Genomic DNA, 16,055 nt, shown 5'->3' with positions numbered 1-16,055 from the left:
TTCTCCATGACATAAGTGTCAGCGGTGGATGAAGGGAAGTCCCTACCGAGCAGGCACCCTGCTCATGTAAGCAGAATGTGAATTAAATGTTATTTGCGGGCAATTAGACTTTGGGATAAGTCAGTGGCCCGCCTTGAGTCAGGCGCAGGTAGATAAGAGCAGCCGTGATGGCATCACTCAGGGCGTCGTGTACGGGCAGGGAAGGCAAGTTCAGGTGCTGGCGGATGGCGGCCAGATGCAGGTCGATGACCGCGTCGGGATAGCGGCGATAGAGGTGGTCGTGGTAGAGCCGGCTCACCTCTATCCCTTGTTGGGCAAGGGGCAGCCCCCACTGTTTCTGGCAGGCCAGGTTGAGAATGCGCAGATCGTAGGCGATGTGATATCCCACCAGTTCACGTGGGCCGATAAAGGCCAACAGCTGGCGCAGCGCGGCTTCCAGCCTCATGCCCTGTTGCAGATCCTGATGGCGCAGGCCGTGGATCACCACGGATTGCGCGTTCAGGCTGGCGGGGGCTTGTACCCTCAGTGAGAGCGCTTCGCCGGTCAATATCCGGTTACCCTTGATGCGCACGGCCCCGATGGAAACGATCTCGGCCTGGGCAGGATCCAGGCTGGTGGTTTCAAAATCGAGGGCAATCAGCTCATCCCCTGGTGGCAGGGCAAAGAGCGGTGCGAACTCGCCAGCTCGGAAAGCACGGCCATGCCAGTAGCGTCGAGCGCGGCTCCACATGCCTATTGCCTCAGACGAAAGTGCAAGGTGAGCCACTGCTGGAATTTCTTTACCTGATGCAGCGCCTGGCGCAGCAGATCCCGCTCGCCGTGGCTGAGTTCATTGACCTGTACCCGGCTCTCTCCTCCCTTGAGCTGGCTGCGCAATCGCAGGCGGATAAAGAGTCGAAATGCTTCTGCCAGATTGTCACCATAGCTGGCGCTAAGTCGTTTTGCCGCCACCAGTGCCTCGATGCGCCCCAGGGTCGAGGTCTCCATAATAGTCGCCTCCAGTGCCAGCATACGGATGCCATGGACCAGGGGGAACAGTCCGCCCCGCTTGAGATCCAGCCCATCAGCGGAGCGTTCCAGCCGGCCAAACAGGGTGAGCGGCGCATGAAAAGCCACTGCCGGTCTGACCATCTCCGCCAGCAGATCCCGCCTGTCGGCAAGCTGCTCCTGCAGTTGACGGGCGATGGGAGGGAGCAGGCTGCGATCTCCGGCGATAGGGTGAGCATCGGCCAGGGTGGCGAGCCAGAGCAGGCTGGCTTCGTTTGCTGTGAGGCAGGCCTGCTCAATCCCGCTCTGCCACTGCGTCACCTCTTTCACCCATAGGGGGTTGTTTACCATCACCTGGCCGGGGCAGGGCGGGTAGCCGAGTTGCTCAAGCAGTGTGCTGAAGGCGGCCAGATCTTTCTGTTGACTGGGCCAGTGCAGGTCGGCGGGCAGGATCAGGGCATTGTCCTGATCTGTTTTGAGGATCTGTTCGCCGCGCCCCTCCGAGCCCAGCATCAGCAGGCACACCTTGTCCTGCACCTCGGGCGGGATCACCAGAGAAAAAGCCTTGGCGATCAATTGCTCGTTGATGGTGGCGATGAGTTTCATCAAAAAGGCGGTGTGGATACCCTGACCAAACAGGGAGCGGGTCAGTTGTTGCTGCTCCCGGGCTACCGCTTCCAGCGCGGGCAGTGTATCGGCGCGGGCGATGCGCAGGGTCAATACATGGGAGTGGGTGGAGAAGAGCCCCAGCACCTGAGCCAACTGCAAGATGCCCATCACTTCACCTTGTTGCCAGATGACCAGCCGCTTGATGCGATGACGGGTCATCAATAACAGGGCATCAAACAGATAGCTGCCCAGTGGCAGGCCAATCAGAGGTGCCGGGGTCAGTACGGCGAGCGGGGCTGTCAGCGGCAGCCCCTTCAGGGTGAGGGCGTGCAGCAATGTCTTGCGGGTAGCCAGGGTCAGGCTGCCATCGTGAGCGGGATAGAGCAGGCAATCCGTGCCCTTGGCCACCATGGCCTCGGTGGCCGCCAGCAGGCTGAGCCGGTTGTCGACGACGAGCGGTGCTTGCAGATGACCAGGTTCAATCCGGGTCAGGATAAATTCCGCCAGATTCTTCTGGCCCAGCTGTTCGCGCTGCTCTTGTTGCTGTTGTCGTTCGGCCAGGCTGGCGGTGAAGTAGCCAGCCAGCGCCGGATTGCTGTCGCACAGTGCCAGAAACTCGGTGTGGGGAATGAGCTGGCAGAGTGTATCTTCCAGTGCGTTGAACTGGTGGCGACAGCGGCCATCAAACTGGGCCCGCACATCAAACAGATCGTCGACCCCGTAATCGCCAAAATGGTGATGGGTCGCGGATTCCTCCACCGCTCCCTTGATGATCAGGTAGAGGCCGGGCGGGGCATCACCGGCGTTCAACACCGTCTGTCCCGCGCGAAAATAGCAGATGGAGAGGTGCTGTTCGAGCCGCTCACGCTGCTCTGCATTCAGTACATCAAATGGGGGGCGGGCAAAGTTGAACAAGCTAGTCATGGCAATCCTTGGCCTGTGGCGTCAGATCAGTCTGACAAAGCCGTGACGCAGGAGCCAGCCGACTTTAGTCGCACACCTTGCCTGCAACAGGAAGCGGGAAAATGGTGGCCTCGCTGTACCTCGCAATAACACTCTGATAACGTGGTGGTATGACCAGTTTGATTCAAGGAGCGGAGAGGGAAATGGAAAAACCAAGGGTCAAGTGCGAGATCCGGGACGGTATCGCCGAGGTGATGCTGGCGCGGGGGGACAAGCTCAATGCGCTGGATAGAAGCATGTTTGGCGCCATCGACCAGACGCTCGCCGAGTTGCAGCAACACAAGGGGCTACGGGCCGTGATCCTGTATGGGGAAGGGCGCGCCTTCTGCGCCGGGCTGGATGTGAAATCCATGCTCAAGCAGCCGGTGGCGGCCCTGGACATACTCAAGCGCGAGGCGGATGAGGCAACCAATCTGGCGCAGCGGGTCGCCTATGGCTGGCACCAGTTGCCGGTGCCTGTGATTGCCGTGACCCAGGGGGTGTGCTTTGGCGGCGGCTTGCAGATTGCCCTCGGCGCCGACTTCCGGTTCAGCACCCCGGATTGTCGCTTCTCCGTGATGGAGATCAAGTGGGGCATCATTCCCGACATGAGTGGCTGCGTCACCCTGCGTAACCTGATGGGGGTGGATACCGCCATGGAGCTCGCCATGAGCGGGCGCGAGTGCGATGCACTGGAGGCCAAGTCCCTCGGGTTGGTAAGCCGGGTATGCGAGGATCCGCTGACCGAGGCGCGGGAGTTTGCCCGCACCCTCATCACCAAGTCGCCGGATGCGCTGGCGGGGATCAAGCAGCTCTACCAGCAGGCCTGGGCTCGCAGCGATGAGGTGATGCTCAAGGAAGAGACCCGCTTGCAAAAGCAGATCCTGGGCCGACCCAATCAGTGGCGCGCCACGTTCAACAGCCTGTTTCACTGGCGCTTGCCGTTTGGGCCGAGGCGCAACGCCCTCTGACGCGGTAAAGGGAAGCGGTAAAGAACACAGCAAAAGAAAATGGCAGCCGAGGCTGCCATTTTTCGTTGTGTCGTAGCACTTATTTGGTGATGGTATCTGGATCCGGTTCGAACGGGTGGCCGGACAGCTCTTGCTCCAGGTTTTGCTCGGAGCGGCGACCAGTCCAGTAATCGGCGTTCTTGATACCTAGTTTCTCGGGATGGAACACGGGATCCAGCCCTTGAGCCTGCTGTGCTTCATAGTCTTTCAAGCAGATAAAAGCAGTTTTTTGCAGCAGCAGGATGGCGATGATGTTGAGCCAGGCCATCAGACCTACCCCTATGTCTCCCAGACCCCAGGCGAGATCTGCCGTCTTGACGGTACCGTAGACAGTCGCTGCCATCAGAGCAATCTTCAGCAAGAAGGTGAGCCAGGGGCGATTAATCTTGCGGTTGATATAGGCGATGTTGGTTTCGGCGATGTAGTAGTAGGCGACTATGGTGGTGAACGCGAAGAAGAACAGCGCGATAGCCACGAAGATGCTGCCAAAGCCCGGCATCATGCTCTCCATGGCGGTCTGTACATAACCAGGGCCTGCGGCAATGCCGGCGATGCCTGTGTAAATGGCTGCGCCATCCGGTCCTTGCACGTTGTAAAGACCGGTGATCAGCAGCATGAAGCCGGTGGCGGAGCAGACAAACAGGGTGTCGATGTAGACGGAAAACGCCTGCACCAGTCCTTGTTTGGCCGGGTGGCTCACTGCGGCGGCAGAGGAGGCATGGGGGCCGGTACCTTGACCAGCTTCGTTGGAATAGACCCCACGCTTGACGCCCCACATGATGGCCAGACCCAGAATGGCACCAAAACCGGCGTCCAGACCAAAGGCACTCTTCCAGATCAGCAGGATCACGCCCGGCAGTGCCGAGATGTTGAGGGCTATGATGACGCAGGCCACTATGATGTAGCCCAGCGCCATGAAGGGCACTACGGTACTGGCAAAGCTGGCAATCCGTTTGACACCACCGAAGATGATAAAGCCCAGCAGCAGAGCGAGACCAGCGGCAGTGACGTTTGGATCGATGTCAAAGGCGGTTTTCAGGCTGGAGCCGATGGAGTTTGCTTGAACCCCCGGCAGCAGCACGCCGCAGGCAAAGATGGTAGATATGGCGAAGGTCCAGGCGTACCACTTCATGCCAAGCCCTTTCTCGATATAAAAGGCTGGGCCACCGCGGTACTCACCGTTGATCTTCTCTTTGTAGACCTGACCCAGGGTGGACTCCACGAAGGCGGAGCTGGCACCGAGGAAGGCCACCATCCACATCCAGAACAGGGCGCCCGGACCACCGAAGGTGATGGCAGTGGCGACACCGGCTATGTTGCCGGTCCCGACCCGACCCGCAAGCGTCATGGCCAGCGCCTGGAAGGAGGAGACACCGGCATCGGTGCTCTTGCCATCAAACATCAGGCGAATCATCTCTTTTATATGACGTAGTTGTAAAAACCGGGTACGCAGGGAGAAGTAGAGGCCTACCCCCAGGCACAGATAGATGAGCGCAGGGCTCCAAATCACACCATTGATAGCATTGACGATTTCATTCATGTACAACAACTCCTTTGTTGTGCTGTCTTGGCGAGGTCTTTGCCTCGCTCCCTTAAAATGGTAAGTGACCAAGGGGGTCACTCAATCTTGAGCGGGACTTTCAACTGCCAAGTCCGTGGGTTTTAACATATCGGTTTGTTCAAGGGCTTCCCAGCGAAATATGTTGTCATGTTGTTAATTTGTGAGTTGGCGTTAACAAATGGCCCTTTTGGTCGGGATGTGTCGGTATCCCCGCCATGATCTCCTCTCTCGTCTACCTGGATTGGTGATAACGGAGACACAGCAAATTTGAGGCCAAGGATGAAAATAGAAAACCATCTCAATGTGATCCGCCTCGCCGGGCAGGGGGATGCGGTCGCCATGGCCCACCTGTTCGGGCAGCTTGGCTATCCCGCCAGCCCGGTCGAGGTGGCTGAACGCTGGTTGCAGCCAGCTCCTGATCGTGAGGTGCTGCTCGCCTGTCACGAGGTCGAGGTAGTGGGAGTGCTGGTGTGGCATCGCCTGCGGCCCTTGCATGTTGCACCAGACTGGGGCCTGATCTCGGCGCTGGTCGTCGATGAAGGTGCAAGAGGCGCTGGTGTGGGGGCTGCCTTGCTGGCGACGGCAGAAGCTCGCGCCCTGACGCAAGGTTGCAGCCAGCTGGAATTGTCCAGCAGTCTCAAGCGGCAAGATGCCCATCGTTTCTATCTGTCTCAGGGTTACCTCGAGCGTCCGAAGCGGTTCGTAAAAGTATTTTGATTGGCAAGAGGAGTCTGCGTGTTCTGGTCCCGATTATGGAGTCTGTTTGGTGGTATGTCCCGACAGGAAGAGAGCGCCCCACGAGCGCTGGAGTGGCAACAGGCCCTGGCTGTGGTGCCCATCTTGCAGGGATTTTCCAAAGACGATCAGCTGCGGCTGATTGCTCTGGCGCAGCAATTTCTGGCCCGCAAGACCCTGACCCAACTCGGGGTTGAGCTGACTTCCCGCCAGCAGGCGGTATTGGCCTTGCAGGCGGTGCTGCCCATTTTGCATCTTGGTCTCGACTGGTATCGTGGCTTTCACGAAATCATATTGATCCCGGAACCTGTGGTCCGTCGTCAGGAGGTGCAGGATGAATTCGGTCTGGTGAGCGAGTGGGAAGAAGAGAACGCTGGGGAGTCCTGGCCTCAGGGGCCGCTGGTGCTGGCCTGGAGCGAGTTGCAGCAGGACGGGGATTGGGATGGCTTCAACCTGGTTATCCACGAATTGGCTCATAAACTCGACATGCTGGGGGGAGATGCCGACGGTGCGCCACCGCTGCCAAGTGGCATGGATACACGCCAGTGGACCCAGGCCCTGCAGGAGGCGTTCGATGCCATGAATGCCCAGCTGGCCCGCGACGAGGTAACCGCTATCGATCCCTATGCCGCCGAGCATCCGGCCGAGTTTTTTGCCGTGTGCTGCGAGAGCTTCTTTACCGATCCGTTGCGCTTGCGGCAGGTCTATCCCGCTGTATATCGACAACTAAGCCAGTTCTTCAGCCAGGATCCCGCCCTGCGTTTTCCGGCGACCCGCTTGTTGGCGGGAGAGGCGCAAACGGGGCTAACTGTCTGATAGCCGATCCGCAGATGAATTAATCTGAATAGCAAAAAGGCACCCGAAGGTGCCTTTTTCACAATCTGAATTGCTTACCTATCAGGCAGCAGCTTTCAGCTGTACTGCAGCGGCTTTCTTGTGATCGCCAATTGGCAGCACAGTGCGGCCAAACTGTTCGTTGATCACGGTAGCCATGGCCAGGTAGATGGCACTGGCGCCACAGATGATGCCTTCGAAACCGGCAATGGTGCCGATCAGGGTGCTGCCGGTGAAATCACGGGCGGCCAGCAGGAAGAACAGCACTGTCAGGGAGGCGAACACGAACTGCTTCACACGGGGGAAGTTGACGGTGCCGACCAGCATGAAGAGAGTGAACATGCCCCACATCAGCAGATACCAGCCCATGTAAGCGTGGGGAGTGGCTTCGGCCAGACCCATGGTTGGCATCACCAGCAGGAACACCAGGCTCCACCAGAAGGTGCCGTAGGAGATGAAGGCGGTGACACCGAAGGTGTTGCCACGCTTGAACTCCATGATACCGGCGATGATCTGGGCCAGACCGCCATAGCACAGGCCCATGGCCAGGATCATGGCGCTGATGGGGAAGAAACCTGCGTTATGGATGTTCAGCAGAATGGTGGTCATACCGAAACCCATCAGACCCAGAGGGGCAGGGTTGGCCAATTTTTCGCTCACGTGGTGTTCTCCAAAAATAGAGGTGGGGGTTGATAAAAGACGCGCGATTTTAGGCAGGCAACGGGTCCCTCGCAAGAGGGGAGTACAAAAAATGGTAAAAAAACTACACGAAATTTTATCCACGTCATTATTCGTGCCATTCAGGTAGATAACAGGTGAATGAATAGCGGTGGCAAGGTTGATTTTTTGTGTGAGCTACGCCAGATGTGAAAGTGAATAACAGATAGCAGCAGTGCCTTCGTACCCTGGTTTTCGTGCCACTGGGCTCTTGTCTGTTGCAGCCAGATGCCTAGCATTCGTCAGAGGTAAAAATCACTATATATGCCATCAAACAAAAAGAGGGAGTCACCGTTTGAAGCGCAGAAGACACTGGCCCGGAACCATAGGAAAACCGGCCGAGCAGGGGCACCCACATGGGGCGCATTATGTGGATAACGGGATAACGGGATAACGGGATAACGGGATAACGGGTCGCCAGAGGAGGGCAGAGCACAGTCTTAAAGGGCGCTGGGAATGAGGGGGTATACCCTCTATGCTCTGCGCACTCAATGATGAGACGTTAGCGGCTATGGCCTCAAGGGGGAAGTGGACGCCTAGCGGCACGAACAATCAAGGAGAGCTGAGGTGAAAACGCCGGGGAGCCGTTTCTGCTCCCCGGCAGTGGTCAGTTATCCAGTGTCAGAACGACCTTGGCTTCCTTGTCCGCCTCCTTTACCTGGCTGTCGAGTACGAACAGGCGTTCCGGCGCAATCCCTTGGGTATCTACCAGATACTCCTTGGTGTTCTGGGCACGGCGCATGGCCAGATTGCGCAGGGACTTGGCAGTGATCAGCTGTTGATCCCGCAGCAGGATCACCGCCTGGCTTCGCAGGGCCGGGCTCTCTTCATCCAGTTTCAACCTGTCGGCCAAGTCCCCCCAATCTTCGTTGAAGCGCGCCTCATAGGCTTCGGCCAGCGCGGCTTGGAGTATGGGGTCTTGCTCCAGCAGATCGAGGTCAACCGGCATGCCCGTGATCTTGGTTAATGCACGCTCCAGCTTCTGGCGCTGCAAAATGGGGCGTTCTTCGTTGAAGTTGACCTTGCCGCGAATGTTCATGCTGATCTTGGGTCTCTCCTTTAGCGCTTGCGCCAGCTTGGTCAGCCTGATCTGCAGGGTTGGAGTGAGGGCGGGCTCACCCAGCAGGAAGGGCAGCTCATCCAGATCCTCAGTGCCTCCGGTCAACGAGGCCAGCAGAGAGAAGGGGGACGTGATGGCCTTTCTGAGGGTATTGCCCAGTACATCCCAGAAGATATTGCCGAGGCTGAAATTTGGCTGATCCAGATTGCCTTTTACCTTCAGGTTCATCTGGATGACGCCGTTGGCATCGCTGAGCAGGGCGATGGCCAGTCCCAGCGGCATGTCCTTGGCCTGCTCGCTCTTGATCTTCTCTCCCAGTTGCAGCTTCTTGATGGTGATGTCGTTATCTCCCTCCAGTCGATTGCCCTGCAGCTTGTAGTTCAGCTTCATGGAGAGCTGTCCCTTGTCGATGGCATACCCGGCGTAGGTACTGGAGTAGGGGGTAAAAGTGGTGAGTTCCAGGTTGCTGAAGGTGACTGCCACATCGAGCACGGGCTGCTCGATCAGCAGATTGGTGTTGCCGCGAATGGTCACGGGGGCATAGCGGTCAACCTTGCCGTTGAAGGCGAGATCCGAACGTTGGCCGGGAATATTGCTGATATGGCGGCTCTGGCCGCTGAGGGAGGCAATGTCCACCACGAATTCCGGGCTCAGGCTGCGATCGGCAAAGCGCAGGTTGCCCTGTTCGGTACGGACCTGATCGATGGTAATGCGGGGGACGGGCCCGTTGGCGGGCTCTGTGCTGGCGGCTTGTGGCAGCACCAGTTGCTGGAGGTTGGTGATCCCGTCTTCGTTGATCTCGATGCGGGCGAAGGGTTTGCGCAGCAGTATGTCGCCAATCTTCACCTGCTGGCTGATGCCGTCATAGTGCAACCCGCTCAGCTCCAGACGATCTATTTGCAGCAGGCGTTGATTGTCGGCCCGATCAAGCACGAACAACTGGTCTATGTCGAGCCCCCCGGTGACCTCGAGTTTGCTCAGCCCCCCCTCGGCATTGGTGGTCAAGGCCAGTCTGGTACGGCTGGCAAGCTGGCCGTCGCGCACCGTGATGCGCAGCAGATCCTGCAGGTAGGGTTGTGCCCATTTGAGGGGCAGCCCCTGCTGCTTGAACTCGCCCTTGAGGGTGAAAGGGGCCAGGGTGAGGTCGCCGTCAAACCCCAGCGTACTCTGGGTGTTGAGGGTGGCATTGAGGTTGAGCGGGCTGGGCTGATCAGACTGACTGCCAAGGGGACCCAGCGTGAGGTTCAGCCCGGAGATCTCGCGCAGCAGCGGCTTGCCACTGCTCGACTCGGTCAGCTTGAACTCCCCCTGGCTGATGCGCGTCTCCTTGAGCGACCAGCGCCAGGGGTTGCCCGGAGCCGGCTTTTTGCCCGAGGGTTTATCCGCAGGCTGGGGGACAAGCAGTGCTGTCAGGTCCAGCTGCTGCGCGGCATCGAGGGTTGCCGTGACCGCCGGGGCCTTGAGTGCGATCTTGTCGATCCTGACCGACTGCTTGTTGCCATCCAGGGCTATGCCTGCCAATGCCAGCTGTTTGAAGCGGGCAAACTCGGCGCCCTTATTCTGCTTGAGTTGCCAGTCGCTCAAAGTCAGCTTGCCCTTTGACAATTGCCAATCCAGGCCATGCTTGCCCTGACTGAGCTGGTAGTTCAGTTCGGCGCTGGCCTCGCCCTTGACCAGATTGACCTTGAGGTAGGGGGCCCAGAGCGGCGCGAAGGGCGAGAGCGCAAGCTTGCCGAGACTGAGCTGGCCCTTGCCAGCCCCCGTCATGATATCGAGCTGGCCGCTCGCCTTGAGCGGGCTCTGCTTGTTGAGCCGGGCGGTCAACTGGAAGTAGTTGGTATTTTTCGCCGCAGTGGAGAAAGCCGGCAGTTGCAGATCGAGCCCGCTCAGGGTGAGCGGGGGTATCCAGCCCGCACTGTTTTTCTTGCGACTGTCCTGGTAGCTGACGTGACCCTGTACGGCGGCCAGTTTGGCTATCTGTACCAGAGGGGGCTCGCTGCTGGTCGTGGCGGGCGTCTGCGAGGGCGTCAGCACGCTGGCCAGGGCATCGGTCAGATTGAAACGTACCTCACCTTTGCTGTCGGCCTGACGGATGAGATTCACCATCGGCTTGGTGAGGGTGGCGTCACTCAGAATAATGGCCTTCTGCCGCCAGCTCTGGCCAAGCTCGGGGACAAGCTGCAACTGCTCGAAGGCGATGATGGGTTGCTGTTTTTCATCGAGCAGCGCCGAGGGACCTATGGCAAGGGAGGGATGGCGCAGGCTGACATGGATCTCCCCCAGCGTCAGGTTCAGACCATAGTGTTTGGCCAGCCAAGCGGGCAGGTGGCGCTGGGTGAGAGTCGGCGCTTGCCATAACAGGACCAACAGGGAGATGAGCAGTGCGGCGAAGAGATAAAGGGTATAGCGCAGCAGGCGGACACGCAGGGGTTTGGGCATGAAGGTCTCCAATTGATGCGCACAGGGTAGCAAGTTTTCAGGACATAATCATGGTGCCGCTTGATGCTGTACGCCGTACTTTGTCCACAGGCGTGCCAGGGTTCCGCTTTTCTTCAACTCGGCCAGCCAGGTTTCCAGCTGGCGGGTCGAGATGTCTGCCGTCGGGCTGAGCAGTGCTCTCAGCTCATACTGCTGATCCCACTTGTCTGACCGCAGCAACTGGGCCGCCAGCTCAGGATACTGTTGGCTGAACTGGTTGAGGTAGGCAAGGTTGAGGATGGCCACGTCGCCGCGCCCCTTGAACAATCCCTGTATGGCGGTGGCACTGTCTTTCACCAGCGTGATGCGAAAGCGCTGCTTGAGCGCGTCCGCATTGGCATTGAAGTCGGCAAATCCATAGTGATAACCGGTGACGCCGATAAGCTTGCGCTGATCAATGTGTTCGAAGAAGGTTTGATCACGCCCGGGCACCTTGAGAGCGACATATATTTCGCCCCCCAGCAGTAAAGGTGGGGTCATGTGAACTTGTCCCGCATCCCAATTCCAGCGGATATCCTCGAACAGCATGAGGGAGAAGCGGCCGAGTGCCAGCGCCTGATAGCGATAGGTGGCCGAGGTGGGGACAAAGACAAAACGCACCTCTTGCTGAACTTCGTTGAGCGCCGAGATGAGATCCAGCGTTAGTCCCCGATAGCGGTTTTCACTCTCCTTGACCACGAAGGGGGCATAGGGGTAACCCCCGACCCGGATCAGGGGGTGGTTCCAGGCCGTGGAGCAGAACAGGAGTAACAACCAGCACCAGCATTTCATCGGGAGCACCAAGATGGTGAGATGATCCCAGATTCGGTTAATCTGCGCTGGTTTTCAAGCTGTTAAGGGAATTTGCACAGCGCTGCTCGGCGGCTTCCAGCTCTGCCATCACCATCTGGATATCCTCCAGTTGCTGGTGCAGGGATTGGCGCTTGGCATTGATGAGCTGGATCATGGAGTGGAGCTGGGTCTTGCTCGAGCGATCCGTGTCATACATGTCGAACAGCTCGCGGATTTCCGCCAGGCTGAAGCCGAGCCGTTTGCCGCGCAATGTCAGCTTGAGGCGGATCTTGTCCTTGTGGCTGTAGATGCGGGTCTGTCCCTCCCGGGTCGGGGTGATCAGTCTCTCATCCTCGTAGTAGCGGATGGTCCTTGGCGTGATATCAAATTCATGGGCCAGCTCCGAGATGCTGTAGGTGATCTCCTTGCCGGGCAGGGACGGTGGCATGGTCGTGACTCCTGTTAGTGCGAGGATGACTGGCAAAGGCGCATCCGCAGCCGCTCTGCATTGGCGTGGAGGGCCTGGCCGACCCGGGAGCCGTTGGGACGGCCGAGCCGCTCGCTTACCCATTGGCCGGTAGCCGCCAGCTTGTCCAGATCCACCCCTGTGCTCATGCCAAGGCCGTGCAGCAGATAGATCACCTCCTCCGAGGCGACGTTGCCAGAGGCACCCGGTGCGTAGGGGCACCCGCCGAGTCCGGCTACCGAGCAGTCTATGGTGCGGATACCGCGCTCCAGTGCCGGCAGCAGGTTGGCCAAGCCCTGGCCGTAGGTGTCGTGAAAATGGACCGCGAGCCGTCCTGCGGGGATCTCGTGCAGCACAGCATCCAGCATGGGGGCGACCGTGCCAGGGGTACCGACCCCTATGGTGTCCCCCAACGAGATCTCATGACAACCGAGATCAAGGAGTCGCTCGGCCATGGCCGCTACCCGTTTCGGGCGGGTCGGGCCATCGAAGGGGCAGGCGATGACGGTGGAGAGATAACCGCGCACCTTGATGCCGAGGCTGCGTGCCTCCTGCACCAGGGGGGCGAAGCGCACCAGTGACTCCTCCACACCGATGCCGATATTGGCGCGGGTAAAACCGTCGGAACAGGCGGTGAACAGACCAATCTCGTCAGCCCGGGCGGCAATGGCAGCCTGCAGGCCTTGCAAGTTGGGCACCAAGGCACCGTAGCGGGTTGGCCCCTTGCGCGGCAGGGCCTTGAACAGTTCGGCAGAGTCAGCCATCTGCGGCACTCGCCTGGGGGAGACGAAGGCCCCCACCTCGATGCGCTGCAAGCCGCTCTCGACGAGACGGGCTATCAGCTCAAGCCGCTGGATAAGGGGCAGGGCATTGGCTTCGTTTTGCAGGCCATCGCGCGGGCCCATCTCCACCAGGCTTACCTTGTCGTCCTGCATGCCAGATTCTCTTTTCATGTACTGCTCTCTTGCGTCTTCAGCGTGCTTTCATCGGCCAGGCCGGCATCGGTAAAACGTACCAGCACGGCGCCCTGACTTACCTGTTCCCCTGCTTTGCATTGCAGGGTATCGATCACACCGTCTTGTTCGGCTTTCAAGACGTGCTCCATCTTCATTGCCTCCAGTACCAGCAGGGGTTGCCCTTTGCTGACGTGTTGCCCGACCTCGACCAGCAGTGCCACTACGATGCCATGCATGGGGGCTATGGCGCCCTGCATGGTGATGCTGGTGTGATCATGATGGGTCTGGTGCGCGTGATCATGGGGGCAAAAGCGAATGCGTTGCCCATCCAGTTGCACCATGAAATCCCTCGCCCCAACAGCCTGTATGGGGTAGCGCTGCCAGCACCCTGCATGTTGCAGGCGGATATGATCAGCGCCCAGCGCATAGGGAATTTGCTCTCCCTGCCACTCAAGCTTGCCTGCACATTCGGTGAGGCTCAGTACCCGATCCTCCTCGCCGATCTGTACCGCCGCCGTCCAGTTTTTGCGTTGACCCAGACGAAAGCCGGATGCCTGTTGCCAGGGGGCGCTGCCTGCACTGCGGCTGGCAAGCCAGAGGGTGGCCAGCGGCCAGGCAAGCTCGGGCACTGTCAATGGCACTGTGGGGATGGGCCACTGGGTGTGATGGCGCATGGCCAGCACGTCCGGCTCCTGACACAGGCGCAGCAACAAGGGGCCGTTGTGCACCAGGGGGCCGAGTTCCAGCGCACCCAGCGCATCGGCGAGTCTGCCAAAGGCTTCTGCTCGGCTCTGGCCGTGGGCAATCAGCTTGGCAATCATGGGATCGTAATAGGGGCTGACGTCATCTCCGGCAGTCACACCTGTGTCGATGCGCACCCCGTCCGGCCAGTGCAGCCACTCTATCGGGCCGCTGGCGGGCAGAAAACCGGCTGCCACATCCTCGGCATAAAGGCGCGCTTCAACCGCATGGCCGTGCAGGACCACCTCCTCCTGGGTCAGGGGCAGGGGCTTGCCTTCGGCGACCGCCAACTGCCAGGCCACTAGGTCCTGGCCGGTGACACACTCGGTGACAGGGTGTTCCACCTGCAGGCGAGTGTTCATCTCCATAAAGAAGAATTCGTCCCCGCACAGCAAAAATTCGATGGTACCAGCCCCTCGATAATCGATGGCTTTGGCCGCGGCGACGGCGGCTTGCCCCATGGCTTGGCGCAGTGACGGGGGGATGTCGGGGGCGGGGGCCTCTTCAATCACCTTCTGGTGGCGTCGCTGCAAGGAGCAATCCCTGTCCCCCAGATAGATGGCGTTGCCGAGGCTGTCGGCAAACACCTGCACCTCCACATGACGGGCCTTGGGCAAGTAGCGCTCCAGCAAAACGCTGTCATCGCCAAAGGCGCCCAGCGCTTCGCGTTTCACGGCCGCCAGCGCCTCGTCAAATTCATCGATCTGTTCGACCAGGCGCATCCCCTTGCCACCGCCCCCGCTGGCCGCCTTGATCAGCAGCGGCAAGCCGGTCAGCAATGCCTGCTCGCGCAGCAGCTCGAGGCGCTGATCCGTGCCGTGATAGCCGGGCAGCACGGGAACGCCGGCTGCCTGCATCAGCGACTTGGCGCCGGACTTGTCCCCCATGGCGAGGATAGCCGCGCCACTGGGGCCGATAAAACGCACACCACGCTGCTCGCAGGCGGTGGCAAAGTCGCTGTTTTCCGACAAAAAGCCGTAACCGGGATGGATGGCATCGGCGCCTGCCTGCTGGGCGATGCGCAGTACCTTGGCCGCATCGAGATAGCTCTCCCGCGCGGGGGCAGGTCCCAGATGCCAGGCTTCGTCGGCTTCCCGCACATGCATGGCATTTGGGTCGGCATCCGAGTAGAGGGCTATGGTGTGGATGCCGAGCCGACGGGCTGTCTTGATGATGCGCACGGCGATTTCGCCGCGGTTGGCAATCAACAGCCGTCTAATCGGCGTCTGGTTGGTCATGACGGCTCCTCACATTGCGCTGAAAAGGCAGAATGGGATGATGCGCGGCGGTTGTCCTCGCCGCGGTTAGCGATCTGCAGTCGCTTGACGGTGTTGCTGTGAGTCATGCTTCATCCTTGAAACGGGGGCGCCAGCTGGGGGGGCGTTTATCAAAAAAGGCCTGCATCCCCTCCTGAGCCTCGAGCCCGACCCGCACCCGGGCTATGGTCTCGACGGTTTTCTCTTCATGGAGGCGGGCGGTATGGCTTTCGATGGCGGCCAGCAGTCGCTTGGTCTCCTTCATCGCCTCCGGGCCGTTGCGACACAGGCGCATGGCCAGCGCGCGCCCTTCGGCCAGCAACTGCACCGGCCTGGTCAGCTGGTGCGCCACATTGAGCCGGCAGGCGGTGATGGCATCGAAAGGTTCGGCGCTCAGCATGTAACGGCGTGCCTGGCGCATGCCCATGGTGCGCACCACATAGGGGCTGATCACCGCAGGTACCAGCCCCAGGCTCACCTCGGAGAGGCAGAAGCGTGCATCTTCGCTGGCCAGCACCAGATCGCAGGCACAGACAAGGCCCAATGCACCGCCATAGGCAGCTCCCTGCACTAGCGCCAGGGTGGGGAAAGGGAGCTCATCCAGGGTTTGCATCAGCCTCGCCAGTACCCGGGCGTCTTCCCTGTTGTGTTCAAAGTCGGCGTGAGCGAGATTGCGCATCCAGTTGAGATCGGCGCCGGCACAAAAGTGTCTGCCCTCTGCGCGCAGCAGCAAGGCATGGGGGCGTTCGGCGAGCGATTGACCATGAAGATGGGCCAGTTCGTCGAGGCAATCGAGCAGCCCCAGCATGAGGTCAGCATCAAAAGCGTTGTGGCGAGCGGGACGTGACAGCACCAGTTCAGCCAGTGGCCCATGGCGCTCCAGGCGAAATCCCGCCGGAGGATCATTGAAAAGTGGATCGGACATGACGAAC

13 protein-coding genes are annotated in these 16,055 nt (G+C 59.7%); 3 read left to right on the top strand and 10 right to left on the bottom strand.

The features are described 5' to 3' along the window. Positions 1-103 precede the first annotated feature (103 nt). Both AC1P02_RS17585 and AC1P02_RS17580 read right to left on the bottom strand, forming a co-directional pair. Entirely contained in the window at positions 104-730 is a 627-nt protein-coding gene (locus AC1P02_RS17585; RefSeq protein ID WP_485182777.1) for a 3'-5' exonuclease, read from the bottom strand. A gap of 2 nt (positions 731-732) precedes the next feature. Then, positions 733-2,520 carry a putative nucleotidyltransferase substrate binding domain-containing protein gene (locus tag AC1P02_RS17580; RefSeq protein ID WP_485182776.1) on the bottom strand — a complete coding sequence of 596 codons (1,788 nt, stop codon included), beginning with the start codon at positions 2,518-2,520 and terminating at the stop codon, positions 733-735. A 182-nt stretch (positions 2,521-2,702) separates the two neighbouring features. On the opposite strand from AC1P02_RS17580, the gene AC1P02_RS17575 reads away from it, so the two are divergent. Continuing rightward, entirely contained in the window at positions 2,703-3,509 is an 807-nt protein-coding gene (locus AC1P02_RS17575; RefSeq protein WP_485182775.1) for a crotonase/enoyl-CoA hydratase family protein, read from the top strand. Positions 3,510-3,588: 79 nt separating this feature from the next. On the opposite strand, the gene AC1P02_RS17570 is transcribed toward AC1P02_RS17575, so the two are convergent. Continuing rightward, positions 3,589-5,088, bottom strand: coding sequence for an alanine/glycine:cation symporter family protein (locus AC1P02_RS17570; protein WP_087755611.1), 1,500 nt, complete (start codon positions 5,086-5,088; stop codon positions 3,589-3,591). Between the two features lie 300 nt (positions 5,089-5,388). On the opposite strand from AC1P02_RS17570, the gene AC1P02_RS17565 reads away from it, so the two are divergent. Both AC1P02_RS17565 and AC1P02_RS17560 read left to right on the top strand, forming a co-directional pair. Further along, complete coding sequence (locus AC1P02_RS17565; RefSeq protein ID WP_282790221.1) at positions 5,389-5,826, top strand: GNAT family N-acetyltransferase; 438 nt, start codon at positions 5,389-5,391, stop codon at positions 5,824-5,826. Positions 5,827-5,844: 18 nt separating this feature from the next. Continuing rightward, positions 5,845-6,660 carry a M90 family metallopeptidase gene (locus tag AC1P02_RS17560; RefSeq protein ID WP_282790222.1) on the top strand — a complete coding sequence of 272 codons (816 nt, stop codon included), beginning with the start codon at positions 5,845-5,847 and terminating at the stop codon, positions 6,658-6,660. Positions 6,661-6,741: 81 nt separating this feature from the next. On the opposite strand, the gene AC1P02_RS17555 is transcribed toward AC1P02_RS17560, so the two are convergent. The 7 genes from AC1P02_RS17555 to AC1P02_RS17525 form a co-directional block, all read right to left on the bottom strand. Further along, complete coding sequence (locus AC1P02_RS17555) at positions 6,742-7,338, bottom strand: acetate uptake transporter (protein WP_005315399.1); 597 nt, start codon at positions 7,336-7,338, stop codon at positions 6,742-6,744. A gap of 664 nt (positions 7,339-8,002) precedes the next feature. Then, positions 8,003-10,894, bottom strand: coding sequence for a DUF748 domain-containing protein (locus AC1P02_RS17550; protein ID WP_485182774.1), 2,892 nt, complete (start codon positions 10,892-10,894; stop codon positions 8,003-8,005). Between the two features lie 48 nt (positions 10,895-10,942). After that, on the bottom strand, positions 10,943-11,704 hold the full coding sequence (locus AC1P02_RS17545) for a substrate-binding periplasmic protein (protein WP_485182773.1): 762 nt from the start codon (positions 11,702-11,704) through the stop codon (positions 10,943-10,945). A gap of 37 nt (positions 11,705-11,741) precedes the next feature. Next, positions 11,742-12,152, bottom strand: a complete 411-nt coding sequence (locus tag AC1P02_RS17540) for a MerR family transcriptional regulator (RefSeq protein WP_440146271.1) — start codon at positions 12,150-12,152, stop codon at positions 11,742-11,744. A 14-nt stretch (positions 12,153-12,166) separates the two neighbouring features. Next, entirely contained in the window at positions 12,167-13,105 is a 939-nt protein-coding gene (locus AC1P02_RS17535; protein WP_021140236.1) for a hydroxymethylglutaryl-CoA lyase, read from the bottom strand. Positions 13,106-13,119: 14 nt separating this feature from the next. Further along, a complete protein-coding gene (locus tag AC1P02_RS17530; protein WP_485182772.1) occupies positions 13,120-15,105 on the bottom strand; it encodes an acetyl/propionyl/methylcrotonyl-CoA carboxylase subunit alpha in 1,986 nt (661 codons plus the stop codon). A 103-nt stretch (positions 15,106-15,208) separates the two neighbouring features. Next, positions 15,209-16,048, bottom strand: a complete 840-nt coding sequence (locus tag AC1P02_RS17525) for an enoyl-CoA hydratase-related protein (RefSeq protein ID WP_485182771.1) — start codon at positions 16,046-16,048, stop codon at positions 15,209-15,211. Between the last annotated feature and the right edge of the window lie 7 nt (positions 16,049-16,055).

Source organism: Aeromonas sp. TS_SC_11 (assembly GCF_057318915.1).
Note: the sequence above shows the minus strand (reverse complement) of the source record. Positions and strands in the feature narration are given on the sequence as shown.